Raw genomic sequence first — 26,365 nt, forward strand, 5'->3', positions numbered from 1 at the left:
CGCTGGCCCGACGCGGCTGCGCTGTGTGGTGGCTACACCGCATCGGGCCAGCTTACGTCGTGCATGAGGGGGTCATTTTTGGACGCCGATAGGGGGTCATTTTTCGGTGCCGATTGACATTCAACCTAGCCTTTCCCTCCGACGGCACCCCAAGCACCAGCACTCCCCTTCTGACGGAGAAATGGTCGAAGACGTGCCGCCGCACGACGTCACGCAGGGGCTCGAACTCATCACCAAGGCTCCGGCTTTTCAGCCATGTGGTCCAGGGACCGAAAAGCCGACCGAAGAAACGCCCATCCACGCCCTCCTCACGCGCCATCGCCGCGAGGCAGCCTGAGAGGGCCACAGGGCCGTCTTTCAGTACGTCGTAGCCCAAGGCACCGAAACTCCTCCAATCGGCCTCTCTATGCCCTGCCAGCGAAGCGTCTGGGCCCTTGGCAATGCGCAGCCCCAGCACCTCGCATGCGCGCGACACCACATTGAGCTCGAGACGGTCGATCCATCGATCGCCCCGCCCTTTCAGGATGCGGTTGGTGAGGTACTGCTCGAAAGAGCTGAGGCCTGCGGGGATCATCGGCTGATCCAAGATCCAGCAGTAATGTTTCCGAAGCTGCGCCGAAAAATCCCTGGCATATTTGCTAAATTTCTCTGGCGGAAGGTTCACCAGCATGCAGCCGTGCTCGGGGCAGCTTCTGATCGACGAGAATTTCCACTGCAGGCGGCGCGGTACACGCCACGATTCAGCTGCAGACGGCGACTCCGCCCTTACACACTCGGGACAGACACGGACCCGCAAGCGTTGAAAGCTCTGGCGGGAGGCAAATTCGTCTCGCAGACGGAAATGCCCTTTACCGAGATGGCAGACAGACACCCGCTCCAACGCAGCCGCATCGCACCCGGCCAGCTGCGCCAATTGCCCTATCGCGACCTTTTCACCGCGGAACAAGGGATCGATCGGAAAGGCAATGTCGCCGCAGAATCGCTGCATGGAGCTTGCGCCACCCCTCGCCGCGAGTCGGGACAGCAAGGACGATGCCGGCTCGAACGCAGCATGCGGCACAGTCAGCGGCAACTGAGGAAAGGTATTTCCGGGGATGGCAGGGAGGCTCTTGGCCAAACGAGACTTCCGAGATCATACAAAGGCAGGAATGTCCTGACCTTACGATCGTGAGCTCAACTGGGCAACGCCACTCCGTGTTCTGGAAGTTCCGCCTGCGGGGTCAGGCATCTGACATGAAAGTCAGTTTTGCCTGACACCCCACACTGGAATTCTGGCGGACCGAGGAGGATTCGAACCCCCGACCCCTTGATTCGTAGTCAAGTACTCTATCCAGCTGAGCTATCGGTCCGTGGAGGCGGGATTTAGACTCCAGCGCCGGGCAATGCAAGGGCCTTTCTGAAAGAAATTCGCCTCAGCCCACATCTCCCATCGGCAAGCGGATTTCGAAACAAGTTCCGGCATCGTCGGAACGTGCAAGGCGCAGCGTGCCGCCGTGGTTGCGCACCAGCTCGGCCACGATCGCCAGCCCCAGCCCCGCACCGCCCTTGCGCACACCGCCCTGAAACGGCTGGAACAGATGGTCGCGCGCCTTGGGCGGCAGGCCGGGGCCGGTATCGGTGACCTCGATCACCCAGGCATCGTCTTCGACACGCGCCGCGACGCTGATCTCGCCCGGCTCGCCCGAGCCGGTGATCGCCTGCCGGGCGTTGCGCACCAGGTTGCTGATCACGCGGTAGATCTGCTCGGGATCGCCGCGCATCTGCAAGGAACCGGGGATGTCCTCCGAGAGGCTCAGATCGTGGTCGTCGATGGCCAGACGCTCCGCCTCCAGCACCTCGTTGACCAGCTCGGCGAGATTGAACTGCGTGAGCACCGGGGCCGGCTCCTCGGCCTTGCCGAAGGCCAGCGTGTTCTCGCAGAGCGACACGGCGCGGGTGATCGATCCCACCAGCTTGGGCGCCATGCGCTTGACCGAAGGATCCTCCGACATCTCGATCCGGTCGGTGAAAAGCTGCGCCGAGGTCAGGATATTGCGCAGATCGTGGCTCACCCGAGCCACCGCGCCGCCGAGCTGCGCCAGCCGCTCCTTTTGCCGCAGCGAAGCAGAAAGCTGGGTTTCGAGCGATTTCAGTGCCTCCTCGGCCTCGCGCAGCTCCAGCACGCCGGCGGAGGGGCGGATGATGCGCCTTGCGTCTTCCGGCGCCTCCGAGAAGCGCCGCATTTCGGCCACCACGCCCTTGATCGGCTTGACCAGCAGCCGGCGCACCGCGAGGAAGAGCAGCAGCGCGGTGATCACCGAGATCACCGCCGAGAGAAGCAGGATTCGCAGACCGTATTCCAGCATCGCGTCACGCAGCGGCATGCTGTCCATCGTGACCTCGATCAGCTGCCCTGCCTCTCGCGAAGGGTAGCCGATCACCCGGATCAGCCGCGGCGCCGGATCGACCAGCCGGGCGATGGCGTCGCGCATCAGGATCAGCGGCCCGGCCTCGCGCAGATCGTAGCTCTGCGACACCGATCCCGGCATCGGCGAGGACAGCATCAGCTCGCGCGTGGCATTGCGTTGCAACGCGACGTTGTAGACCTCGGCATTGGCCAGCAGCTCGCGCTCCAGATCCGGGTCGATCATGTCGTCGGCAAGCAGCGCAAGCGAGGCGATCTGCGCACGCTCCAGCCGGTCGAAGAGATAGTCTTCGCGGAAGCGCGCCACCGAGGGCACGAAGATCAGCACTTCGGCCAGCATCACGAACACGGTCGTGAGGATCAGGAAACGGCCGGAGAGCGAATTGAGCATAAAGGGTCTTTGTCCCGTCAGGGCAGCCAGCGCTGCACCAGTCCTACAACTTTTTTCACTGTTTCGTTTTCGAACAGACGTGGAGAGAAATAGGTTCCCGCGAGGCGTTTGTTAAGTTCCCCAATTGTGGGGTAAGGCACAACCATCCCGGCGATATCGCTCATCTTGAGTCTTGCCGAGAGCGCCAGCGCCCAGAGCCCTATCAGCTCGCCCGCCTGCGCCCCCGCCATGGAGGCGCCCACCGGGCGGCCCTTGACCACCATCACCTTGAGCAGCCCGGCGCTCTGGCGCATGGCGATGGCGCGGTCATTGTGCTGATAGGGCAGCCGGACGACCTCGAGCCTATCGCCATGGATGCGGCGCGCCTCGGTCTCGGTCAGCCCGACCTGTGCCAGTTCCGGCGCGGTATAGGTGGCGCGCGGCAGGATCTGCGGCTTGACCTTTACCGGCAGACCAAAGAGCGCGTTTCGCACCACGAGCCCTGCGTGATAGCCCGCTACATGGGTGAATTGCGGCCCGCCCGAGACGTCGCCGATGGCATAGACCCGGCGATTCGTCGTGCGCAGCCCCTCGTCGACGGCAATGCCCGCCTGCGCGGTCTCTATGCCGGCGGCGTCGAGACTCAGCCCGTCGATATTCGGCCGCCGCCCGACGGCCACCAGCAGATGCGTGCCGCGATGCACGGCGCCATCCGCCGTTTCGACCTCGATGGCGCCACCCTGCCCGCGCACGGTGCGGGCCTGGGTGTCCTCAAGGATATTCACCCCCTCGGCGCGCAGCTCCTCCAGCACGATGGCGGCGAGCTCCGGGTCTTCGCGCCCCAGCGCCCGCTGCGCCTCGATCACCGTGACCTCGCTGCCCAGCCGCCGATGCGCCTGCGCCATTTCCAGCCCGATCGGGCCGCCGCCGATCACCAGCAGATGCCCGGGCCGCTCGCGCAGTTGCCAGAGGGTTTCGTTGGTCAGATACGGCACGTCCGAGAGCCCTTGTATCGGCGGCACGAAGGGCGAGGAACCGGTGGCGATCACGATGCGCCGGGCGGCGATGACATGCGCGCCGGCCTGCACCTCAGTCGGCGAGACAAAGCGCCCGGCCTCGCGGATCACCGTCACGCCGAAGCCTTCGAAGCGCTCCTGACTGTCCATCGGCGCGATCCGTGCGATGGTCTCGGCCACATGCGCCTGGGCGGCGGCGTAATCCACCTGCGGCGCGGCATCGGCGACCCCGAACGCCTCCGCATTCGCCATGCGGTGGGCGCGGCTGGCGCTGGCGATCAGCGCCTTCGACGGCACGCAGCCGTAATTCAGGCAGTCGCCGCCCATCTCGCCGGGCTCCAGCAGCACCACCTTTGCGCCCATCTGCGCCGCCCCGGCGGCCACCGAGAGCCCGCCGGAGCCGGCGCCGATCACCAGAAGGTCCGTCTTCATACGCTGCATCGGCTCAAAGCTCCTTCTTGCCGCGCAGCGCGCGGATCACCATGGGCAGCGCCGCCAGCGCCGCGAGCCCCAGCAGCGGGCCCAGCACATGCGGCGCCCAGAGCAGGCTGAGATCCGGTTTCTCGCCCCGGTCGAACACCTCGCCGACACCAACGCCGATGGAGGTAAAGACCAGCGCGCCGGGGACGATGCCCAGCGCCGTGGTCCAGACGAAATTCCAGAACCGCACCCCCACCAGCGCCGGCAGCAGGTTGGCGACGAAGAACGGCACCGCCGGCACCAGCCGCAGCAGGAACAGCACGCTCACCTCATGCTCGCGCAACCCTGTCTTGATCTTGCCCAGCGTGCCCTCCGAGGCCTCCATCCGCGCCGCCAGCGCCCGGCCGAGGCCGGCACGGGCGGCGAGAAAGATCAAAATCGCGCCCGCAGTGGCGGCAACCACATTGAAGACCGTGCCCGCCGCCAGCCCGAAGAGAAACCCGCCGGTGACCGAGGCCACCGCCGCGCCGGGCAGCGAAAACGCCACGATGACCACATAGGCCAGCACGAACCCGCCGGCGATCAGCGCGTAATGACTGTCGCGCAGCGCCAGCAGCGCCTCGCGGTTCTCGGCAAGCGTCTCAAAGCTCAGGTAATCGCGCAGCGTCAGGAACCCCAGCGCCGCAGCGACAAGGATCGCCACCAGCGGCAGGTGGCGGGCAAGGCTGCGTTTCGGCGGGGCGGCCATGGCGGTCTCGGTATTGGTTCGGGTCTCGGTCATGTTATGGAAGATGCGGGAACTGCACGCGCCGCAACAGCCCCTTCACGCCGCCTTGATCCGGAGTGACCCGGTAGGACAGCAATTGCGGGCGGAGCGTGAGGCGTTGTAACAATTGCGCCACGCCGCCCGGCGCGAAATGTTGCAGCTTTCGCGCGATAGAGGTTTGACATGCGTCCGGCGCCTCCCTATAGCACGGGCTTCGAATGATACCGCCCGGCGAATCCGTCCCGGGTGACCGAGAAACGGAGTAGAGCGCGATGAAACGCACCTTTCAGCCGTCGAACCTGGTTCGCAAGCGCCGTCACGGCTTCCGCGCCCGCATGGCGACCAAAGCGGGCCGCAAGGTCCTGAACGCGCGCCGCGCCCGCGGCCGCAAGCAGCTCAGCGCCTGAGCCGCGCGCTCTGCCCATGGCGGAGCGGGACGCATCGACCGACACAGGGGCCGTTTCGGAAGAGTCCGGGGCGGTCTTTTGTCGTGACCCGATCAGGCTTTCAACGCTGACGAAACGCGGCGAGTTTCTCGCCGCCGCCCGCGCGCGCCGCCAGCCCGCGGGCTCCATGCTTGTGCAGGCCCGGCAGCGGGGCGATGACGATCCGGCGATCCGCGTCGGCTTCACCTGTTCCAAGAAGGTCGGCAACGCCGTCGCCCGCAACCGCGCCAAGCGGCGCCTGCGCGAGGTGGCAAGGCTGTCGCTGCCGGGGCTCGGGCGTCCCGGCTGGGATTACGTGCTGATCGGCTTTCGCGACGCCACCGCCGCGCGCCCCTTCGATCTGCTGCAACGCGATTTCGAACGTGCCCTGCGCAAGCTGCATGGCGATACGGCATGAGCCCGCTCGCCCATATCGCCGCCCTGCCCGTGCGCTTCTATCGTTTGGTGTTTTCGCCCTGGGTCGGCCATGGCTGCCGCTATCAGCCCACCTGCTCGGCCTATGCGCTTGAGGCACTTGAGAAACACGGCGCGTTCAAGGGCAGCTGGCTCGCCGCCCGCCGCATCCTGCGCTGCCACCCCTGGGGCGGCCATGGCATCGACAACGTGCCCGAGGCCGCACACCGCCACCGTCATGGCGGCGACGGGTAGCGGCGTGCCGCTTTCCAACGCCCCTGCCCCGCGCTAAGAGCTGATCCCATGTTCGACACTGCCGACGATATCCACCCGCTGTTCTACGGCGCTCCCAAAAGCACCGAGTTCAAGAAGCTGCGCAAGCGCATCGTGCAGAACGTGCGCGAGGCGGTGGAGCATTACGGCATGGTCGAGCGGCGCGAGGACGGCAGCACGCCGAAATGGCTGGTCTGCCTGTCCGGCGGCAAGGACAGCTATACGCTGCTCGCCATCCTGCACGAGCTGAAATGGCGCGGCATGCTGCCGGTGGATCTGCTGGCCTGCAATCTCGATCAGGGCCAGCCGGGCTTTCCCGCGACGGTGCTGCCGGAGTTTCTCGAAAAGATGCAGGTGCCGCACCGGATCGAATATCAGGACACCTATTCCATCGTGGTCGACAAGGTGCCGCAGGGCCGCACCTTTTGCGCCCTCTGCTCGCGGCTGCGGCGCGGCAATCTCTACCGCATCGCCCGCGAAGAGGGCTGCTCGGCGGTGGTGCTGGGCCATCACCGCGACGACATTCTCGAAACCTTCTTCATGAACCTCTTTCACGGCGGACGGCTGGCGACCATGCCGCCGAAGCTGGTGAACGAAGAGGGCGATCTCTTCGTCTATCGCCCGCTGGCACATGTGGCCGAGGTGGATTGCGAGAAATTCGCCCGCGCGATGAATTACCCGATCATTCCCTGCGATCTCTGCGGCAGCCAGGACGGGCTCCAGCGCCAGCAGGTCAAGCAGATCCTCGATCAGTGGGAGAAGAACAGCCCCGGGCGGCGACAGGTGATGTTCCGCTCGCTGATGAACATCCGGCCCTCGCATATGCTCGACCCGAAACTCTTCGATTTCGTCGGGCTGATGCGGGGCGAAGCGCCGGAAAAATCCGATATTCCCGACTTACGTTAAGTCTCGGGTTACCTCCTTGTTCTAGTCCTGTTCCCGTCCGCAACAATGCAAAGGGCGGGGCGATGAAATCTTGGCTGACCGCGCGCCTGATCCGGCACCGCGTGCCCATGTCGAAATGGATGCACGGCCCACATATGCTGGCCTTTCTCCCGGCACTGTCGCTGGCCGGGTTCTGGCTGGGGGGCGAGATGGCGCTGATGGCCGTCGCGCTCGGCCTGCCGGCCGCCTATGCACTGTTTTCCGGCGATGTCACGCCGCACGATCCCGCACGGCCCCTGCCGGATCTGGTCGACACCGCCACCGCGCAGGAGCTGGCCGAACAGGTGATGTCGCAGGCCCGCGCCGCCAATCTCGCCACCGCTTGCTTCCTGGTCGAGGCGGAGGGGCTCGACAGCGTCGCGCGCCGCGCCGGGGACGAGTCCGCGCAGGTCCTGCGCGACGTGATGCTTGCCCGCCTGCGCGCCGTGATCCGCCGCAACGACCGGGCGGTACGCGTGGGCGACGCGCGCTTTCTGGTGCTGCTCGGCCCCTCGCTGCGCCTCGATCTGGAGGCGCTGCTGACGCTCGCAAACCGCATGCAGCGCGGGATGGAGGAGCCGGCACAGACCCAGGGCGGCACGCATTACCTTTCCGCCGCCATCGGCTTTTGCGGCTCGACCCGGCTGCGCGGCCAGTCCGGCGGCGCCCGGCTGATCGAGGCGGCGCAGGCCGCGCTGTCGGAGGCGCTGGCCAACGGTCCCTCGGCGATTCGCGCCTGGTCGGAAAGCATGCGCGCCGAACGTAAGGCACGCAAAACCCTGCTCAGCGAGGTCGAGCGCGCGCTGGCCAAGGGGCAGATCCAGCCCTGGTTCCAGCCGCAGCTCTGCACCTCCACCGGCCAGATCAGCGGCGTCGAGGCCCTGGCGCGCTGGCTGCATCCCGAGCGCGGCATCGTCCCCCCGGCAGAATTTCTCGACGCGCTGGAGGATGCCGGCCAGATGGACCGGCTGAGCGAGGTGGTGCTGCAATACAGCCTCACCGCGCTACGCGGCTGGGATGAGGCCGGGGTCGAAATCCCCCGGGTGAGCGCGAATTTCTCCGATGTCGAGCTGCGCAGCCCGCAGCTCATCGAACGCATCAAATGGGAGCTCGACCGCTTCGCCATGCCGGCCTCGCGCCTCGGGGTCGAGGTGCTGGAGACGGTGATCGCGGAATCGCCCGAAGGCGTGGTGGCGCGCAATATCGTGGGACTGTCGCAGCTTGGCTGCCAGATCGATCTCGACGATTTCGGCACCGGCCACGCCTCGATCACCGCGCTGCGCCGCTTCACCGTGAACCGGCTGAAGATCGACCGCAGCTTCGTCACCCGCGTCGACCGCGACGAGGAGCAGCGCCGGATGCTCGCCGCCGTGCTTGGCCTCGCCGACCGTCTGGGTCTGGAAACCGTGGCCGAGGGGGTCGAGAGCGTCGCCGAACACGCGTTGCTCTCGCAGCTCGGCTGCGACCATGTGCAGGGTTTCGGCATCGCCCGCCCGATGCCCGCCGACCGGCTCGCCGACTGGGCGCGCGCCCATGCCGAACGGATCGCCGCGGCGCAGAATATCGGGCGCGGCACCGGCTGAGGGCCGCTGCTCCAAAAGGTCACAAAACCCCGCGATTGCCCGGAATCGGCTTGACCTTTGCAGGTTCCGCCTGTTGAACCCGGCGGTGACTTTCCAAGGACAGGGCGGCAGTCTCGCATGGACGATCAGAACAAGAACCTGCTCATCGCAACAGGGCTGAGCTTTGTGGTGATCCTCATCTGGTTCCTGCTGTTCCCGCCACCCGAAGACACGGCCGTGGAGCAGCCCGAGCCCGCCGCGACGGCGCCCGTCGCAGGCGATACCGCCGCGACGCCCGGCACAGCCCCCGGTGCGACCGCCGAGACCGGCACCGCACCGGCACAGGCCCAGACCGCCGACGCCCCGCGCCTGCCGATCGACACGGCACGGCTCTCGGGCTCGATCTCGCTCATGGGCGGGCGCATCGACGAGCTGAAGCTCAAGGATTACACCGTCACCCCCGACCCCGCCTCGGGCAGTGTGCAGGTGCTGGAGCCCGTCGGCAGCGGCCACGCCTATTACGCGCTTTACGGCTGGGCCCCTGGCGCCGGGCTGGGCCTCTCGGACGTGCCGGGCGCCAATACCGAATGGCAGGTCGAATCCGGCGAGACGCTGAGCGCGGACAGCCCCGTCACCCTGCGCTGGGACAGCCCGGCCGGGCTGATCTTCCGCCGCACCCTGGCGGTGGACGAGGATTTCATGTTCACCGTGACGCAATCGGTGGAAAATGCCGGCAGCGGCAGCGTGTCCGCCGCGCCCTACGGCATCCTCGCCCGCCATGGCGAACCGGTCGATCGCAAGAAATTCTTCGTGCTGCACGAGGGCGTTGTCGCCATGGCCGACGGCAAGCTCAACGAGATCGACTATTCCGATATGCCCGATCTCGATATGATGCAGAGCGAGGGCGCGCGCGCCGAGGTCTCGCAGGTCGCCGAGAATGGTTGGATCGGCTTTACCGACCATTACTGGATGACCACGCTCATCCCCGCCCCGGGCAGCGCCTTCAAGCAGGTGGCGAAATACGATGACGGCCGCGACATCTACCAGACCGAGGCCGTGCTGCCGACCATGAGCCTCGCCCCCGGCGACAGCCAGGAGGTCACAACCCAGCTCTTCGCCGGCGCCAAGGAATGGGAAACCATCCGCGAATACGAGGATCAGGGCGTCGACCGCTTCATCGATTCCATCGACTGGGGCTGGTTCTTTTTCCTGACCAAGCCGATCTTCTGGCTGCTGCATCACCTGCACCAGCTGATCGGCAATATGGGCTGGTCGATCATCGCGCTGACGCTGATCCTCAAGGCGCTGCTCTTCCCGCTGGCCTTCAAATCCTACGTCTCCATGGCGAAGATGAAAGAGCTTCAGCCGGAAATGGAGAAACTCAAGGAGCGCGCCGGCGACGACCGCCAGAAGATGCAGCAGGAAATGATGGCGCTCTACAAGCGCGAAAAGGTCAACCCGGCCTCGGGCTGTCTGCCGATCCTGTTGCAGATCCCGATCTTCTTCTCCCTCTACAAGGTGATCTTCGTCGCCTTCGAACTGCGCCAGGCACCATGGTTCGGCCCGTTCCAGGATCTCTCGACCCCGGATCCGACCTCGCTCTTCAACCTGTTCGGCGCGCTGCCCTGGGCCGCGCCCGAGCCGGGCACCACGCTGGCGCTGGTCTTCATCGGTATCCTGCCGCTGCTGCTGGGCATCTCGATGTACCTGCAACAGAAGCTCAATCCGGCGCCCACCGACGCAACGCAGGCAATGATCTTTGCCTGGATGCCCTGGGTCTTCATGTTCATGCTGGGCGGTTTTGCCAGCGGGCTGGTGCTATACTGGATCACCAACAACACCATCACCTTCACCCAGCAATATCTGATCATGCGCAGCCAGGGCTACAAGCCGGACGTGTTCGGCAACATCAAGTCGAGCTTCAAGCGCAAGGCAAAACAGGCCGACGCCGCCAAGTCCGACAAGAAATGACGGTGCGCGTCACCGGCATCTTCCGCCACCCGATCAAGAGCCACGGACGCGAGGCACTCGCCTCCGTGGCTTTGATTGCGGGGCGGACCATGCCTTATGACCGGCTCTGGGCCGTGGCACATGAGGTGTCGATGGCCGATGGCAGCGCCTGGGCGGCCTGCCGCAACTTCACCCGCGTGGCGGGATCGCCGGCACTGGCGGCGATCTCGGCGGAGCTCGACCAGGCGCGCGAAACCCTCACCCTGCGTCACCCGGCGCGCGCGGATCTGACCTTTCGCCCCGACGAAGACGGTGCGCGGCTGCTCGCCTGGCTCGACGGGTTCACGCCACAGAACCGACCGCAGCCTGTGCGGCTGGTCCGCGGTGCCACACGCGGCTTCACCGACAGCGAGCGCGGCCACCTGACGCTCTGCAACCGCGCATCGCACCGGGCGGTGGAGGAAAAGATCGGCCACCCGCTCGCCATCGAGCGCTGGCGCGGCAATCTCTGGATCGACGGCGCCCCTGCCTGGACGGAGAACGACTGGATCGGGCGCGAGATCCGGCTGGGCGGCGCGGTGCTGAAATGCCTCGCCCGCACAACGCGCTGCCTCGCAACACATGCCAATCCCGAAACCGGTGAACGCGACGCGCAGATCCTGCCCACGCTCGACAGCTTCGGCCACCGGGATTTCTCGGTGAAGGCAGAGGTGGTACAAGGCGGTACGGTCGCCCTCGACGATACGGTGGAACTGCTATGAGTACCCTTCCCTTCCCGCTTGCCGAAGAGCCCGACGCCCCCACGCGCGAGGCGGCCCGGAAGCTTTTTGCCGGCGAAGTCGATTTCCTCAAGGGCGTCGTCGCCATGGACGGGCTTCCCCCGGACGACCGCGCCGAGGTCTGTTTTGCCGGGCGCTCGAATGTCGGCAAGTCGAGCCTGATCAATGCGCTGACCGGGCGCAAGGGCCTGGCGCGGGCCTCGAACACGCCGGGACGCACACAGGAGATCAATTTCTTTACCCTGGCCGACAGCCATTACCTGGTCGATCTTCCGGGCTATGGCTTTGCCAATGCGCCGGTGGCGGTGGTGGAGAAATGGCAGCGGCTGCTCAAGCAGTATCTCTCGGGCCGCGCCTCTCTGCGCCGCGCCTTTGTGCTGATCGACATGCGGCACGGGGTGAAACCGGTGGACGACGAGATCATGACCCTGCTCGACCGCGCGGCAGTGACCTTTCAGACGGTGCTGACCAAGGCCGACAAGGTCAAAGCCTCGGAGCGCGAGAAAATCCTGGCGCAGGTGCGCGGGCAGCTTGCCAAACACCCCGCCGCCTATCCCGAGATCGTGCAGACCAGCTCGGAAAAGGGCGACGGCATCGCGACGCTGCGATCCATCATCGCCGGGCTCGCCTGACAAAAATCTTCGTACGAAGATTTTTCCAGGCGCCATCTCAGCGCCAAGGAGATTTTTCGTACGAAAAATCTTGCGTCCCACGCGGGCATCCGGAAGACAGAAAGGCAACCCCGACCGCATCGGAAGGATGCCTCCAGAGATGAAGCAGCAGAAGATGAACCGAGACTGGATCACCACCGCCCGCACGCTCAACGAAGCCCTGCCCTACATGCAGCGCTATACCGGCGCCATCGTGGTGGTGAAATTCGGCGGCAACGCCATGGGCGACGACGAGGCTATGGCGGAATTCGCCCGCGACATCGTGCTGATGCGGCAGGTCGGCGTGAACCCGGTCGTGGTGCATGGCGGCGGCCCGATGATCAACGACATGCTGAAACGGCTAAATATCGAAAGCCGCTTCGTGCGCGGCAAGCGCGTCACCGACAAGGCCACCGTCGAGGTGGTCGAGATGGTGCTGACCGGGCTCGTCAACAAACGCATCGTGCAGGCGATCATGGACGAGGGCGGGCGCGCCGTCGGGCTCTCGGGCAAGGATGACGACCTCATCGTCTGCGAGCCCGACGATCCCGAGCTCGGCTTTGTCGGACGGCCCATCGAGATGAACGTGCAGGTGCTGCGCGATCTCTTCGCCGCCGGCATCATCCCCGTGGTCGCCCCGGTCGCCACCGGCACAGAGGTGACCGAAACCTACAACGTCAACGGCGACACCGCCGCCGGCGCCATCGCCGGCGCGCTGAAGGCCGACCGGCTGCTGCTGCTCACCGATGTCACCGGCGTCAAGAACGCCGCCGGCGAGGTAGTCACCGCGATGACGCCGGACGATGTGCGCTCTATGATCGGCGACGGCACGATCGCCGGCGGCATGATCCCCAAGACCGAGACCGCGCTGAAAGCCATCGAGGAAGGCGTGCGCGCGGTGGTGATTCTCGACGGGCGCGTCCCCAATGCCTGCCTGCTGGAGCTCTTCACCGAGCATGGCGCGGGCTCGCTCATCCGCTCCGCCGATTTGCCCCCGGTGCGGGACCGCGCGTGACGCTGGAGGCGCTCGCCGCCGCCGCGCGGGCGCGCGGGCTGGCTTTGCGCGGCGCCTTTCACCCGGGTCCCGCAGACGGCACCCCGCCAGACACCGGCACATTGATCCTGCTGGGGCCTGACGAGCCCCGGTTCTGGCCGCTTTTCGCCGCTTCCCCCGAGGCTGCAGACGGCGTGCCCCATCCGCTCGACCGCTGGTCGAAACGCGAAATCGGAGCGATCGCCGCCGCATGGCAGGCTGAGGCGCTCTTTCCCTCCGACGGGCCGCCCTGGCCGCCCTTCCTGCACTGGGCGCAGCGCTCGGGCCGCGCCTTTCCCTCGCCGCTCGGGCTGCTCGTGCACGATACAGCCGGCCTGCTCATCAGCTATCGCGGCGCCCTCGCGCTGTCCCAGCGCCTGCCCCTGCCAGAACCGCCCAAAGCCCCCTGCCCGAACTGCGAACACCAGCCCTGCACCACCGCCTGCCCGGTCGGTGCGCTGCGGTCCGGCGCGCCCTATGATGTGGCCACCTGCCAGCGCCATCTGCACAGCGATGCGGGTGCCGAATGCCGCGACAGGGGCTGCCTTGCCCGCCGCGCCTGCCCGCTTTCGCAAAACCTGCACAGACAGGACTCACAGGCGGCTTTTCACATGGCCGCCTTCGTGAAAAACTGGTCCGGCAAAGAGGGAGGACAGGCATGAAACGGCTGATACTCATGCGCCACGCCAAATCCGACTGGCCGACGGGCACCGTGGATCACCAGCGCCCCCTGAACAAGCGCGGCCGGCACAGCGCCAAAGCGCTCGGCGACTGGCTGCGGGCGGAAAAGCTCCTCCCCGATCAGGCGCTCTGCTCCAGCGCCGCGCGCACCCGCGAAACGCTGGCGCTGCTGGGTGTCGAGGCGCCCACCCGCTACGAGGACCGGCTCTATCACGCAGGACCGGTGGCAATGATGAAATGTCTCGGCGAGGCCACCGGCGACACGGTGATCATGGTCGGCCACAACCCAGGCATAGCCGCCTTCGCCCATGACATCGCCGCCGAGCGGCCACAGCATCCGCGCTTTGCCGATTATCCGACCGGCGCCACCACGGTGGCCGAGTTCGAGATTTCCGACTGGTCCGAGATCGCCGAAGGCACAGGGCAGATCCGCGCCTTCGTCATCCCGCGCGAATTGCTGGCCGAACGCGAGGCCTGAGGCCCCGCCTGTCAGTCCTCTTCGGTCTTCTCCGAGGGCGGGTCGTCATAGACCGCCCAACCGAAGGCGCGCCCGGTATCGGGCAGTTCCCTTTCCACCACATCGCCCTGCATGAAGGTCTTGGCGACGAAATTCGCGGTGATCGGCGCGGTGATGAACAGGAACAGCGTGATCAGCAGCTCGTGGAACGAGACCGAACTCTCGATCATCAGGAAATAGAGCATCGAGCCGATGAGCGCGCCGCCCACCCCCAGCGTCGTCGCCTTGGTGGGCGCGTGCAGCCGCTGCATCGTGTGCTTGAGCTTGAGCAGGCCAAACGAGCCGACAAAGCCAAAGATGCCGCCGACGATCAGGAAGGCCGAGACCAGCAGCTCGGCGAGTAGGGTCATGTCCTGGTCCATTGCGTCCTCCTCACTCGATGATGTCGCCGCGCAGGATAAAGCGGCAGAAAGCGACGGTGGAGACGAAACCGACCATCGCGATCAGCATCGAGGCTTCGAAATAGATCGCCGTGCCGCGCCAGACCCCGTAGAGGATCAGCAGCGCGATGAAGTTGATCACCATGGTGTCGAGCGCGAGGATCCGGTCGGCGGCGGTCGGCCCGGTCAGCAGCCGCCAGAGCGTCGCCAGCAGGCCGAAACCGTAGCAGGCAAAGGCAAAGATCAGGGCGTAGGTGATCATCGGAAAATCTCCTTCAGCCGCCGCTCGTAGCGGGTCTTGATGTCATCGCGGATGCCATCGGGATCGTCGGTATGCAGGCAATGCACCAGCAGCGCGCCACCATCCGCCGAGAGCGTCGCCGAGACGGTGCCGGGGGTCATGGTGATGGTGCCCGCCAGCACGGTGATCGCCTCGGGAGAGGTCAGCTCCAGCGGCACCACCACCCATTGCGAATGGATGTCGGCGTTGCGCTTGAAGAGCACGATGCCCGCCACGACCATATTGGCGACGACGATGTCCCAGAGCACGATCAGCGCGTATTCCGCCGCCATCAGCGGTGCACGCACCGCCGGGCGGTTGGGCCAGTAAGGCGCGGTCATGATCGGGATCACGATGCCCAGCACCACACCGAGCGCCAGATTGCCCAGCGTGACCTTGTTGACCAGCATCAGCCAGACGATGGTCAGCGTGACGCTCAGCAGCGGGTGCGGGAAGATGCGTTTCAGCATGGCTTAATGCTCCTCCCCATGCGCGGACAGATCCTTGGTATCGGGCTGGTCCACCAGCACCGCGTCGATATAGGCGCCCGGATCGAAGAGCTGCCCCGCCGTCGCCTCCATATGGCGCGAGACCGGCCCGGCAAAGACCGTGAGCAGCGCCAGCATGATCAGCATCGCCATGGTCGGCGCCACCAGCATGGGGCCCAGCCTGGCCTCGGGCGGCGGCGCCTCTTCTTCGGATTCGGGCTCCATTGGCCCGGCAAGCGCCGGCGATGTGGATTTCCAGAAGAGCAGGCTGCCGGCGCGGACAAAGCCGACGATGGTCAGCAGCGAGCCCGCCAGCACCACGGTCCAGACCAGCCAGGTGTAATCGGCACTACGCAGCGCATCCAGCACCAGCAGCTTGCCGAGGAATCCGCTCAGCGGCGGCATGCCGGCGATGCCGATGGCGCCCACAAAGAACAGCGAGGCCAGCAGCCCGTTCTGCACCGTGGCCGGTGCCGCCCTGAGCAGATCGCCGCTTTCGCGCTTGGTCAGCAGCAGGTCGGCAAAGAGGAACAGCGCCGCGGCGGCAAAGGTCGAATGCAGCAGGTAATAGAGCGCCGCCTGCGCCGCGTAGGGGGTGAAGGCAGAGACCGCCAGCATCAGCGTGCCGGTGGAACCCAGCACGGCAAAGGCGATGAGCGGCATCAGCCGCCGCGCGCCCATCACGCCGAACCCGCCGATGGCGATGGTGATCAGCGCGGCGGGCATCAGCCAGTCCTGCGACAGCGTGCCGATGGCGGCGGCATCCGGGCCGAAGACGATGGTGTGCATGCGCAGGATCGCATAGGCGCCGACCTTGGTCATGATCGCAAACAGCGCCGCCACCGGCGCGGGCGCGTTGGCATAGGTGCCGGGCAGCCAGAACTGCACCGGGAAGAGCGCCGCCTTCACCGCGAAGACGATCATCAGCAGCATCGCCGCCACCCGCACCAGCGCCGCGTCCTCCACCGGGATCTCGCGCACCTTCACCGACAGATCGGCGATGTTGAGCGTGCCGGTGGTGGCGTAGAGCGTACCGAGCGCGATCAGGAACAGCGTCGAGCCTGCGAGGTTCATGATCACGTATTGCAGGCCCGATTGCAGCCGCGCCTTGCCGCCCGAGTGGATCGTCAGGCCATAGGAGGCGATGAGCAGGATCTCGAACAGCACGAAGAGGTTAAAGGCGTCGCCGGTCAGGAAGGCGCCGCAGATCCCCATGAGCTGGAACATCATCAGCGCGTGGAAATGCCGTCCGCGCCTGTCCCAGCCGCTGGCAGAGGCATGGATCAGCACGATCAGCCCCAGCACCGAGGTCAGCAGGATGAGCAGCGCCGAAAGCCGGTCGAGCACCAGCACGATGCCGAAGGGCGCCGGCCAGTCGCCCAGCCGGTAGACATGCACGCTGCCATCCGCCGACAGCAGGAAAAGCCCGGTGGCCACCGCCACCAGCAGCACCGCGCCCAGAATCGAGGTGGCTCGTTGCAGGGTGATATCATGGCGCATCACATAGGCGATGAGCGGCGCCAGCATGGCCGGCAACACGACGGGGGCGATGATCCAGTGGTTCACGCGTCGTTCTCCCCGGTCGTCTTGGTCTCGTCTTCGATGTTCACCCGGTCATCGCCCGCTTCAAGAAAGGCGCCGAGCGCGATCAGCACCAGCACCGCCGTCATCCCGAAGGAGATCACGATGGCGGTCAGCACCAGCGCCTGCGGCAGCGGGTCGGTATAGGCGCTCGCGCCGTCGCTCAGCACCGGCGGCAGGCCGACGGTCAGCCGCCCGGTGGCGAAGACAAAGACGTTCACCGCGTAGGAGAGCAGCGTCAGCCCCAGGATGACCGGAAAGGCACGGAGCCGCAGGATCAGGTAGATCCCGGCAGCGGTCAGCCCGCCCAGAGAGGTTGCCACGACCAGTTCCATCTCAGCCCTCGTCCTTCTTGCCGTCTGCCGCCTCGGGCGCATCGGCGCGCCGCGAGGGGTCGTAATCCATGGGCTCGATATTGACCGTCTCGCCCGCGTAGCGCGCCAGCCGCGACAGGCTGTAGAGCATCAGCATCACCGCCCCCAGCACCGTCAGGAACACGCCGAGATCGAAGAGCGCCGCGGTGGCCAGCTCGAACTCCTCGAAGGGCCAGATCTGGAAATACCCGAAGGCACTGGTCAGGAAGGGCTCGCCCGCGAGCCAGGCGCCGGCGCCGGTCAGCCCGGCCACCACCACGCCCCAGCCGATCATCGCGTGGTACTCGAAGCGCTTGCGCTCCTGCGTCCAGCCAAAGCCCGAGGCCATGTACTGCATCAGCAGCGCGATGGAGATCACGAGGCCCGCGACGAACCCGCCGCCCGGCAGGTTGTGGCCGCGCAGGAAGATATAGACACCGACCAGCGCCGCGATGGGCATCATCACGCGGGTGGCGACCACCATCATCAGCGGGTGCCGGTCCCGCGAGCGGTCGGGCGGGAAGGTCCAGTTGCGCAGCCGCCGCGAGGCGGGCCCGTCGAGCAGCGCCTCCATCAGCGCGTAGAGCGTCAGCCCGGCGATGCCCAGCACGATGATCTCGCCATAGGTGTCGTAACCCCGGAAATCGACGAGGATCACGTTGACCACATTGGTGCCGCCGCCGCCCTTGTAGGAATTGGCGAGGTGATAGTCCGAGATCGTGCTGATATCGCGCAGCAGGAAGGCATAGGCCAGCGCCGCCACCGCGACACCCGCCGCGATGGCGATGGCGCCATCGCGGATATGCAGGGCAATCGGGCTTTCGCGCGGCGTCTCCTTGGGCAGGAAGTGCAGCGCCAGCAGCATCAGCATGACGGTGACCGTGTCGACCGAGATCTGCGTCAGCGCCAGGTCGGGCGCCGAGAGATAGACGAAGCCGAAAGAGACCATCAGCCCCACCACGCTGGTCAGGATCAGCGCGCGGAACCGGTTGCGATGCATGGTGACGGTCGCCGCCGTCGCCACCATCAGCAGCACGAAGCCCACGGCGACCAGCGGCGGCACCGGCAGCGGTGCCCGGGTCGGCGCCGGCAGCCCGCCGCCCTGGAAGGCGGCATAGCCGAGCGCGATGGTCGCAACGGTGAAGATCGCCAGATAGCGGCTGATGGAGCCGTTATGCGCCACTTCGGTGATGAATCGCGAGCCCAGCGCGATGCGGCGGACCAGCGTGTCGAACATCACCTTGGCCTCGGGGCGCGGCGTCGCCAGCCAGATCCGGTCAAGCGGACGGTGCAGCCAGAGCAGCACCGCGCCGCCCAACACGGCGACCATCGACATGAAGAGCGCCGGGGTCACGCCGTGCCAGAGCTTGAGATGCACATCCGGCGCCTCACCGGTCACCGCCAGCCCCGCCGCCTCGACGATGGGCGCGGCAAAGACCATGGGCGCGAGGCCGATCAGCACCACCAGCACCGCGAGGAAGCCCGGCGCCAGCAGCATGCCCACCGGCGGATCGTGCGGGTGATGCGGATAGTCGTCTCGCACCGGGCCAAAGAAGGTGTGGCCGATGAAGCGGAAGGAATAGGCCACCGACAGAAGCGCGCCCAGCGTCGCCAGGATGATGATTGGCCATTCGCCGCCCCACCAATGGGTATGGGCGACCTCTTCCAGCATCATCTCCTTGGACATGAAGCCGTTGAGCGGCGGGATCCCCGCCATCGACAGCGCCGCCACCACGGCGATCAGTGCGGTCACCGGCATCAGGCTCGCCAGCCCGCCCAGCCGCTTGATGTCGCGGGTATGGGTCTCGTGATCGACGATGCCCGCGCTCATGAAGAGCGCCGCCTTGAAGGTCAGGTGGTTGAGGATGTGGAACACCGCCACCACCGCGGCCATCTTGGAGCCGAGCCCCAGCAGCATGGTCAGCAGCCCGAGGTGACTGACCGTCGAGAAGGCCAGCAGCGCCTTCAGGTCGTCCTTGAAGAGCGCGATCAGCGCGCCGATCACCATGGTGATCAGGCCCACGGTCGAGACGATGTAGAACCATTCCTCGGTGCCCGCGAGCACCGGCCACATGCGCGCCATCAGGAAGATGCCGGCCTTCACCATCGTCGCCGAGTGCAGATAGGCCGACACCGGCGTCGGCGCGGCCATGGCGTGCGGCAGCCAGAAATGGAACGGGAACTGCGCCGATTTGGTGAAGGCGCCGAGCAGGATCAGGATCAGCGCCGGCAGATAATATTCCGAGGCGCGGATCTCTTCGCCATGCTGAAGGATCACGCTGAGATCGTAGCTGCCGGCGATATTGCCGAGAATCAGCATGCCCGCGATCATCGCAAGCCCCCCTGCCCCGGTCACGGTGAGCGCCATGCGGGCGCCCTGACGGCCTTCGGGCAGGTGCTTCCAATAGCCGATGAGCAGGAAGGACGACAGCGAGGTCAGCTCCCAGAACACCAGCAAAAGCAGGATGTTATCCGAGACGACAATGCCCAGCATCGCGCCCTGAAAGAGCAGAAGATAGGTATAGAACTGCCCCATCGGATCGTCGCCCGAGAGGTAGAACCGCGCGTAGAGCGTGATCAGCAGCCCCATGCCGAGGATCATGCCGGCAAAGAGCAGCCCCAGCCCGTCGAGCATGAAATTGGCGTTCAGCCCCAGCGCCGGCAGCCAGTCGAACTTTGCGGTGACGGTGCCCCCGTCCAGCACGCCGGGTGCCATCACGCCGAGGAACACGAGAGCGAGAACGGTCGGAACCGCGGTGAAGGTGGCGCATGCGTTGCGCCCCGCCCGGATCATCAGCCCCGGCACCAGCGCACCGATAAAGGGCAATAAGACCATTACGGGCAGAAGTCCGCTGCCTGACACCATCCCTGTTCCTTCGTCTTGTCCGCCTGCGCCTGACCGGGGGCCGAGGGGCGGAAGTTGTCCCGGTATCGTCTTGTTAAGGAGTTACTATGTATTCTGAAAGATTATTCAATATTTGCCCCCGGAAAACCGTCCTTCGTTAGCGATCACGGCGCCGTCTCGTTTTGCCCCCTATTAACATGTCAGCGCATTGGCCCGGATGTGACTTTCCTGTTACAGATCGTCAGGACCATTTTCGATAGAAAATCATGATCGCAAAACTGGAAATGCTTATCGCGCTGGCACGGGAACGTCATTTCGGCCGCGCTGCCGAAAGCCTCGGCATCACCCAGCCCACCCTGTCGACCGGCATCCGCCAGCTCGAAGAGCAGCTCGGGGTCAAGCTGGTGAGCCGCGGCTCGCGCTTTGGCGGGCTGACGCCGGAAGGCCAGCGCGCGCTGATCCGGGCGCGGCAGATCGTTGGCGACACGCGGCGGCTGCGCGAGGAAATGCGCGCCTCGCGCGAGGGGCTGGCGGGGCATCTGCGGCTTGCGGTCATCCCCACGGCGCTGACCTGGGCCTCGCGGCTGGTCACAGGTTTTGCCGCAAGGCACCCGAATGTGAGCTTTACCGTGCTGTCGCGCGCCTCCGCGGAGATCCTGTCGATGCTCGACGATCTCGAGATCGACGCCGGGATTTCCTATCTCGACAACGAGCCGCTGGGCCGGGTGACCACGCGACTTCTCTACCGCGAATCCTACACGCTGGTCTGCCGCCCCGATCATCCCTTTGCCGAGGGCGAGGCCATCGGCTGGGGCGCGCTGGGAGAGGCGCGGCTCTGCCTGCTGACGCCGGACATGCAGAACCGCCGGATCATCAACCGGCATTTCATGGAGGCGGGTGTGGGCCCCGCCGCGCTCATCGAATCGAACTCCACGGTGATGCTGGCGGCCAATGTTCTGCACGGCGACTGGGTGACGATCCTGCCCGACCACCTGGCCCGTTTTCTCTGCGAGGGCAAGCCGCTGGCGGTGGTGCCCCTGCGCGAAAGCGGCGCGGCCCCCGCCGTGGGCCTCATCGCGCCGCATCAGGAACCCTATACCCCCGTGCTGCAAGCGCTTTTGAGCGAGGCAGAGGGGCTGACGGTGGAGAAAGTTTGATTGAACTTCTCTATCGTTTGACGGAACAACGATATTGAATCGACAATCAAGGGTCTGGCACAAAGGGGCACATTTCTGGGAGAGAAGCCCGCATGCGCCACTCAAACCCCACGCCGGACGAGGTCCGCGCCCTGATCGACGCCGAGCTGCACCGCGAAGGGCCTCTGCTGCCGATCCTGCACGCGATCCAGCACACCTATGACCATGTGCCCGAAATGGCGCTGCCGCTGATCGCCGAGGCGCTCAACCTGACGCGCGCCGAGGTGCACGGGGTGATGTCCTTCTACCACGATTTCCGCAAGGCCCCCACCGGGCGGCATGTGGTCAAGATCTGCCGCGCCGAGGCCTGCCAGTCGATGGGTGCCAATGCGCTCAGCCAGGCGGTGCTGGACAAGCTGGGGCTGGACTGGGGCGGCACCACACCGGACGGGTCGGTGACGGTCGAGCCGGTCTATTGCCTGGGGCTCTGCGCCTGCGCACCGGCAGCAATGGTGGACGGCAAGCTGATCGGCCGGGCCGACGCGGCGCGGCTCTCTGCGGAACTGGAGGGCGCGGCATGAAGATCTGGGTGCCCATGGACAGCGCCGCCAAGGCGCTGGGTGCGGATGAGGTCGCCGAGGCGATCCGCGCCGAAGCCGAAAAACGCGGTGTGGAGGTCGAGATCGCCCGCAACGGCACGCGCGGCATGATCTGGCTGGAGCCGCTGGTCGAGGTGGAAACCGAGGCCGGCCGCATGGCCTTTGGCCCGATGAGCCCCGCCGATGTGCCGGCGCTCTTCGAGGAGACCCATCCCAAGGCGCTGGGTCTCACCGAAGAGCTCGACTGGATGAAGCGCCAGACGCGCCTCACATTCGCCCGCTGCGGCGTGACCGACCCGCTGTCGCTGGCGGAGTACGAGGCCAATGGCGGCCTTGCCGGGCTGCGCCGGGCGCTGACCATGAGCGGCGAAGAGATCACCGATGAGGTCAAGCTCTCGGGCCTGCGCGGGCGCGGCGGCGCGGGCTTCCCGACGGGGATCAAGTGGGACACGGTGCGCATGGCGCATGCGGACCGCAAATACATCGTCTGCAACGCCGATGAGGGCGACAGCGGCACCTTTGCCGACCGCATGATCATCGAGGGCGACCCGTTCTGCCTGATCGAGGGCATGGCCATCGCCGGGATCGGTGTCGGCGCGACCATGGGCTATGTCTATCTGCGCTCGGAATATCCCGATGCCATCGCGGTGCTCAGCCGCGCCATCGAGATCGCCCGCGACGCCGGGGTTCTGGGGACGGATGTGCTGGGCTCGGGCAAGGCCTATGACATGGAGGTCCGCGTGGGCGCGGGCGCCTATGTCTGCGGCGAGGAGACCTCGCTGCTGAACTCGCTAGAGGGCAAGCGCGGCGTGGTGCGCGCCAAGCCGCCGCTGCCGGCGCTGGAAGGCGCCTTCGGCAAGCCCACCGTGGTGAACAACGTGATCTCGCTGGCCACCGTGCCGGTGATTTTCGAGAAGGGCGCCGAGCATTACGCGAATTTCGGGCTGGGCCGCTCGAAAGGCACGATCCCGTTGCAGATCGCCGGCAATGTGCGCCATGGCGGGCTGTTCGAAACCGCCTTCGGCATGAAGCTGGGCGCGATTGTCGAGGATCTGGGCGGCGGCACCGCCTCGGGCCGCGCGGTCAAGGCGGTGCAGGTGGGCGGGCCGCTGGGCGCCTATCTGAGCCCCGATCAGTTCGACACGCCCTTCGGCTACGAGGAATTCGACGGCCAGGGCGCGCTCATTGGCCATGCCGGGCTGGTGGTGTTCGACGACAGCGCCGACATGCTGGGGATGGCGCGCTTTGCCATGGAATTCTGCGCGGTGGAGAGCTGCGGGAAATGCACGCCGTGCCGGATCGGCGCGGTGCGCGGCGTCGAGACGCTGGACCGGATCGCGGCGGGCGACGCAGCGGCGATCCCGCTGCTGACCGATCTCTGCGAGACCATGCAGGACGGATCGCTCTGCGCGCTTGGCGGCTTTACCCCCTACCCGGTGATGTCGGCGCTGCGGCTCTTCCCCGAAGAGTTCGGCGCGGTGAAGGAAGCGGCGGAATGAGCGGTTTCGCCTCGCTGACGCGAGACGACTCGCCGGGGGCTCTGCCCCCGGACCCCCGGGATATTTTGAGCCAATGGAAACTGCGGGAGGACGAAAGATGAAAGATTTCATCATTCCCTGGGACGACCGGGATATGGGCACGCCCGCGAAAAGCGGCAAGCCCGTGCATCTGACCATCGACGGCATCGACGTGACGGTGCCCGCCGGCACCTCGGTGATGCGCGCGGCGGCGGAGGCGGGCATCGCGGTGCCGAAGCTCTGCGCCACCGACAGTCTCGACGCTTTCGGCTCCTGCCGGCTCTGCGTGGTCGAGATCGAGGGGCGGCGCGGCACGCCGGCCTCCTGCACCACACCGGTGCATGCGGGCATGGTGGTGCATACGCAATCCTCGAAGGTGAAGAAGATCCGCAAGGGGGTGATGGAGCTCTACGTCTCCGACCACCCGCTGGACTGCCTGACCTGCGCCGCCAATGGCGATTGCGAATTGCAGGACATGGCCGGCATGGTGGGGCTGCGCGACGTGCGCTACACGCCGGGCGACAACCATTTCGACCCGTCGGGCAGCGGCGCGCGCTCGCAATCCGAGGCGCGGCTGCGGATGCCCGAGGGCGAGGCCAATCCGCGCTATATCGCGAAGGATCAGAGCAACCCCTATTTCACTTACGATCCCAGCAAATGCATCGTCTGCTCGCGCTGTGTGCGGGCCTGCGAGGAGGTGCAGGGCACCTTTGCGCTGACGATTCAAGGGCGCGGGTTCGAGAGCCGCGTCTCGGCAGGCATGGCGGGGGACGATTTCCTGAGCTCCGACTGCGTGAGCTGCGGCGCCTGCGTGCAGGCCTGCCCGACCGCGACGCTTCAGGAGAAGAGCGTCGCCGAGCTCGGCACGCCGGATCGCGAGCTGGTGACCACCTGCGCCTATTGCGGCGTCGGCTGTTCCTTCAAGGCGGAGCTGAACGGCGACGAGCTGGTGCGCATGACGCCTTGGAAGCACGGCAAGGCGAACCGGGGGCATAGCTGCGTCAAGGGCCGCTTTGCCTATGGCTATGCCGAGCATCCCGACCGCATCCTCAACCCGATGATCCGCGACCGCATCGAGGATCCGTGGCGCGAGGTGAGCTGGGAAGAGGCGCTGTCCTTTGCCGCGGGCCGTCTGAAAGCCATTCAGGAGAAGCACGGGCGCAAGAGCGTCGGCGTGATCACCTCCAGCCGCTGCACCAATGAGGAAACCTATCTGGTGCAGAAGCTCACCCGCGCGGTGTTCATGAACAACAACACCGATACCTGCGCCCGGGTCTGCCATTCGCCCACAGGCTACGGGCTGGGCCAGACCTATGGCACCTCCGCCGGCACGCAGGATTTCGACTCGGTCGAGCAGGTGGATGTGGCGGTGGTGATCGGCGCCAACCCGACCGACGGCCACCCGGTCTTTGCCTCACGGCTGAAGAAACGGCTGCGTCAGGGCGCCAAGCTAATCGTGATCGACCCGCGCCGCATCGACCTGGTGAAATCGGCGCATATCGCGGCGTCGCATCACCTGGCGCTGACGCCGGGCACCAATGTGGCCGTGGTGACCGCGCTGGCGCATGTGATCGTGACCGAGAAGCTCTATGACGAGGCGTTCATCCGCGCGCGCTGCGACTGGGACGAGTTCATGGCCTATGCGGAGTTCGTCTCCGAAAAGCGCCACGCGCCCGAAAGCACCGCGCTGCTCACCGGCGTGAACGCGCAGGAGCTGCGCGCGGCAGCGCGGCTTTATGCGCAGGGCGGCAACGGGGCGATCTATTACGGGCTGGGCGTGACCGAGCATTCGCAGGGCTCGACCACGGTCATGGGGCTCGCCAACCTCGCCATGATGACCGGCAATATCGGCCGCGAGGGTGTGGGCGTGAACCCGCTGCGCGGGCAGAACAACGTGCAGGGCTCCTGCGACATGGGCTCCTTCCCGCATGAGCTGCCGGGCTATCGCCATGTGAAGCTGCCCGAGGTGCGCAAGGTCTTTGAAGACGCCTGGGGCGTGCCGATCGACCCGGAGCCGGGGCTGCGCATCCCGAACATGCTGGATGCCGCCGTGGACGGGACCTTCCGGGGGCTCTACTGCCAGGGTGAGGACATCCTGCAATCGGACCCGGACACCAAGCATGTGGCGGCGGGGCTGGCGGCAATGGACTGCGTCATCGTGCATGACCTCTTCCTGAACGAGACGGCGAATTACGCGCATGTCTTCCTGCCCGGCTCGTCCTTCCTGGAGAAGAACGGCACCTTCACCAATGCCGAGCGCCGCATCAACCGCGTGCGCAAGGTCATGGCGCCGAAGAACGGCTATGAGGATTGGGAAGTCACTCAATTGCTCGCCAATGCCATGGGCGCCGGCTGGGCCTATACCCACCCCGAACAGATCATGGCCGAGATCGCGGCCACCACGCCGAGCTTTGCCGGGGTGACCTACGATCTGCTGGAGGAGAAGGGCTCGGTGCAGTGGCCCTGCAACGAAGAGCATCCCGAGGGCACGCCGCTCATGCATGTGGACGGGTTCGTGCGCGGCAAGGGGCGGTTCATCGTCACCGAATATGTGGCAACGGATGAAAAGACCGGCCCGCGCTTCCCGCTGCTGCTGACCACCGGGCGCATCCTGTCGCAGTACAATGTCGGCGCGCAGACACGGCGCACCGCGAACAGCGTCTGGCACGAGCAGGATCTGCTGGAGATCCACCCGCACGATGCCGAGAACCGCGGGCTGAAGGAGGGCGACTGGGTGAAGCTCGCCAGCCGCTCGGGCGAGACGACGCTGCGCGCCAAGATCACCGACCGGGTGTCGCCCGGCGTGGTCTATACCACCTTCCACCACCCGGACACGCAGGCCAATGTGGTCACCACCGATTTCTCGGACTGGGCCACCAACTGCCCGGAATACAAGGTGACGGCGGTGCAGGTCGCGCCCTCCAACGGGCCGTCGGACTGGCAGGAAGACTATGCCGCGCAGGCCGAGCGCGCGCGGCGAATCCTGCCGGCGGCGGAGTAAG

At 66.2% G+C, this 26,365-nt stretch carries 25 protein-coding genes and 1 tRNA gene; 15 read left to right on the forward strand and 11 right to left on the reverse strand.

The window, feature by feature from the left end:
- Positions 1-52: 52 nt before the first annotated feature.
- The 5 genes from I6N89_RS14560 to I6N89_RS14580 all read right to left on the reverse strand — a co-directional run bounded on the left by I6N89_RS14560 (position 53) and on the right by I6N89_RS14580 (position 4,991).
- Positions 53-1,117: a TniQ family protein gene (locus I6N89_RS14560; protein WP_236016652.1), complete on the reverse strand. Its 1,065-nt coding sequence runs from the start codon at positions 1,115-1,117 to the stop codon at positions 53-55.
- 155 nt (positions 1,118-1,272) lie between these two features.
- Positions 1,273-1,349, reverse strand: a tRNA-Arg gene (locus I6N89_RS14565).
- Positions 1,350-1,412: 63 nt separating this feature from the next.
- The gene (locus I6N89_RS14570) at positions 1,413-2,795 is read right to left on the reverse strand and encodes a sensor histidine kinase (protein WP_207019164.1); all 1,383 of its coding nucleotides are present in this window, start codon (positions 2,793-2,795) and stop codon (positions 1,413-1,415) included.
- Between the two features lie 17 nt (positions 2,796-2,812).
- Positions 2,813-4,231: a dihydrolipoyl dehydrogenase family protein gene (locus I6N89_RS14575; protein ID WP_207019165.1), complete on the reverse strand. Its 1,419-nt coding sequence runs from the start codon at positions 4,229-4,231 to the stop codon at positions 2,813-2,815.
- Positions 4,232-4,235: 4 nt separating this feature from the next.
- A complete protein-coding gene (locus I6N89_RS14580; protein ID WP_207019166.1) occupies positions 4,236-4,991 on the reverse strand; it encodes a TVP38/TMEM64 family protein in 756 nt (251 codons plus the stop codon).
- 257 nt (positions 4,992-5,248) lie between these two features.
- Here I6N89_RS14580 and rpmH point away from each other — a divergent pair, with 257 nt between their 5' ends.
- From rpmH to I6N89_RS14635, 11 genes are all read left to right on the forward strand, one after another.
- On the forward strand, positions 5,249-5,383 hold the full coding sequence (gene rpmH, locus I6N89_RS14585; RefSeq protein ID WP_076623372.1) for a 50S ribosomal protein L34: 135 nt from the start codon (positions 5,249-5,251) through the stop codon (positions 5,381-5,383).
- Positions 5,384-5,399: 16 nt separating this feature from the next.
- Positions 5,400-5,819, forward strand: coding sequence for a ribonuclease P protein component (gene rnpA / locus I6N89_RS14590; protein ID WP_207019167.1), 420 nt, complete (start codon positions 5,400-5,402; stop codon positions 5,817-5,819).
- Positions 5,816-6,070, forward strand: a complete 255-nt coding sequence (gene yidD / locus I6N89_RS14595) for a membrane protein insertion efficiency factor YidD (protein ID WP_207019168.1) — start codon at positions 5,816-5,818, stop codon at positions 6,068-6,070. Before rnpA ends, yidD begins: the two co-directional genes overlap by 4 nt.
- 48 nt (positions 6,071-6,118) lie before the next feature.
- Positions 6,119-6,994: a tRNA 2-thiocytidine(32) synthetase TtcA gene (ttcA, locus tag I6N89_RS14600; protein WP_207019169.1), complete on the forward strand. Its 876-nt coding sequence runs from the start codon at positions 6,119-6,121 to the stop codon at positions 6,992-6,994.
- A 62-nt stretch (positions 6,995-7,056) separates the two neighbouring features.
- Complete coding sequence (locus I6N89_RS14605) at positions 7,057-8,595, forward strand: putative bifunctional diguanylate cyclase/phosphodiesterase (RefSeq protein WP_207019170.1); 1,539 nt, start codon at positions 7,057-7,059, stop codon at positions 8,593-8,595.
- Between the two features lie 117 nt (positions 8,596-8,712).
- Positions 8,713-10,545 (forward strand): membrane protein insertase YidC, encoded by a 1,833-nt coding sequence (gene yidC, locus I6N89_RS14610; protein WP_207019171.1) that lies wholly within the window; start codon positions 8,713-8,715, stop codon positions 10,543-10,545.
- Positions 10,542-11,285, forward strand: coding sequence for an MOSC domain-containing protein (locus I6N89_RS14615; RefSeq protein WP_207019172.1), 744 nt, complete (start codon positions 10,542-10,544; stop codon positions 11,283-11,285). Before yidC ends, I6N89_RS14615 begins: the two co-directional genes overlap by 4 nt.
- Positions 11,282-11,935 (forward strand): ribosome biogenesis GTP-binding protein YihA/YsxC, encoded by a 654-nt coding sequence (gene yihA / locus I6N89_RS14620; protein WP_207019173.1) that lies wholly within the window; start codon positions 11,282-11,284, stop codon positions 11,933-11,935. The genes I6N89_RS14615 and yihA overlap by 4 nt, the downstream gene beginning before the upstream one ends.
- Before the next feature lie 139 nt (positions 11,936-12,074).
- Positions 12,075-12,968 (forward strand): acetylglutamate kinase, encoded by an 894-nt coding sequence (argB, locus tag I6N89_RS14625; RefSeq protein WP_207019174.1) that lies wholly within the window; start codon positions 12,075-12,077, stop codon positions 12,966-12,968.
- Positions 12,965-13,648 (forward strand): ferredoxin, encoded by a 684-nt coding sequence (locus I6N89_RS14630; protein WP_207019175.1) that lies wholly within the window; start codon positions 12,965-12,967, stop codon positions 13,646-13,648. Before argB ends, I6N89_RS14630 begins: the two co-directional genes overlap by 4 nt.
- A complete protein-coding gene (locus I6N89_RS14635; RefSeq protein WP_207019176.1) occupies positions 13,645-14,145 on the forward strand; it encodes a SixA phosphatase family protein in 501 nt (166 codons plus the stop codon). Before I6N89_RS14630 ends, I6N89_RS14635 begins: the two co-directional genes overlap by 4 nt.
- Before the next feature lie 11 nt (positions 14,146-14,156).
- On the opposite strand, the gene I6N89_RS14640 is transcribed toward I6N89_RS14635, so the two are convergent.
- The 6 genes from I6N89_RS14640 to I6N89_RS14665 are packed head-to-tail and all read right to left on the reverse strand — an operon-like array spanning position 14,157 to position 20,132.
- Positions 14,157-14,546, reverse strand: a complete 390-nt coding sequence (locus I6N89_RS14640; RefSeq protein ID WP_236016653.1) for a Na+/H+ antiporter subunit G — start codon at positions 14,544-14,546, stop codon at positions 14,157-14,159.
- Between the two features lie 10 nt (positions 14,547-14,556).
- Positions 14,557-14,826 (reverse strand): K+/H+ antiporter subunit F, encoded by a 270-nt coding sequence (locus I6N89_RS14645; RefSeq protein ID WP_076701260.1) that lies wholly within the window; start codon positions 14,824-14,826, stop codon positions 14,557-14,559.
- Entirely contained in the window at positions 14,823-15,314 is a 492-nt protein-coding gene (locus tag I6N89_RS14650; RefSeq protein WP_207019177.1) for a Na+/H+ antiporter subunit E, read from the reverse strand. The genes I6N89_RS14645 and I6N89_RS14650 overlap by 4 nt, the downstream gene beginning before the upstream one ends.
- A gap of 3 nt (positions 15,315-15,317) precedes the next feature.
- A complete protein-coding gene (locus I6N89_RS14655) occupies positions 15,318-16,898 on the reverse strand; it encodes a monovalent cation/H+ antiporter subunit D (protein WP_207019178.1) in 1,581 nt (526 codons plus the stop codon).
- Positions 16,895-17,248 carry a Na+/H+ antiporter subunit C gene (locus I6N89_RS14660; protein ID WP_076701249.1) on the reverse strand — a complete coding sequence of 118 codons (354 nt, stop codon included), beginning with the start codon at positions 17,246-17,248 and terminating at the stop codon, positions 16,895-16,897. Before I6N89_RS14660 ends, I6N89_RS14655 begins: the two co-directional genes overlap by 4 nt.
- A 1-nt stretch (position 17,249) precedes the next feature.
- The gene (locus tag I6N89_RS14665; RefSeq protein ID WP_207019179.1) at positions 17,250-20,132 is read right to left on the reverse strand and encodes a monovalent cation/H+ antiporter subunit A; all 2,883 of its coding nucleotides are present in this window, start codon (positions 20,130-20,132) and stop codon (positions 17,250-17,252) included.
- Positions 20,133-20,377: 245 nt separating this feature from the next.
- On the opposite strand from I6N89_RS14665, the gene I6N89_RS14670 reads away from it, so the two are divergent.
- The 4 genes from I6N89_RS14670 (at position 20,378) to fdhF (ending at position 26,364) form a co-directional block, all read left to right on the forward strand.
- Positions 20,378-21,268 (forward strand): LysR family transcriptional regulator, encoded by an 891-nt coding sequence (locus I6N89_RS14670; RefSeq protein ID WP_207019180.1) that lies wholly within the window; start codon positions 20,378-20,380, stop codon positions 21,266-21,268.
- Between the two features lie 92 nt (positions 21,269-21,360).
- Positions 21,361-21,828 carry a formate dehydrogenase subunit gamma gene (locus tag I6N89_RS14675; RefSeq protein WP_207019181.1) on the forward strand — a complete coding sequence of 156 codons (468 nt, stop codon included), beginning with the start codon at positions 21,361-21,363 and terminating at the stop codon, positions 21,826-21,828.
- Entirely contained in the window at positions 21,825-23,345 is a 1,521-nt protein-coding gene (locus tag I6N89_RS14680; protein ID WP_207019182.1) for a formate dehydrogenase beta subunit, read from the forward strand. The genes I6N89_RS14675 and I6N89_RS14680 overlap by 4 nt, the downstream gene beginning before the upstream one ends.
- 97 nt (positions 23,346-23,442) lie before the next feature.
- Positions 23,443-26,364, forward strand: a complete 2,922-nt coding sequence (fdhF, locus tag I6N89_RS14685; protein WP_207019183.1) for a formate dehydrogenase subunit alpha — start codon at positions 23,443-23,445, stop codon at positions 26,362-26,364.
- Position 26,365 lies beyond the last annotated feature (1 nt).

The sequence above is a fragment of the Salipiger abyssi genome (assembly GCF_017311415.1).
Taxonomy (GTDB): domain Bacteria; phylum Pseudomonadota; class Alphaproteobacteria; order Rhodobacterales; family Rhodobacteraceae; genus Salipiger; species Salipiger abyssi_A.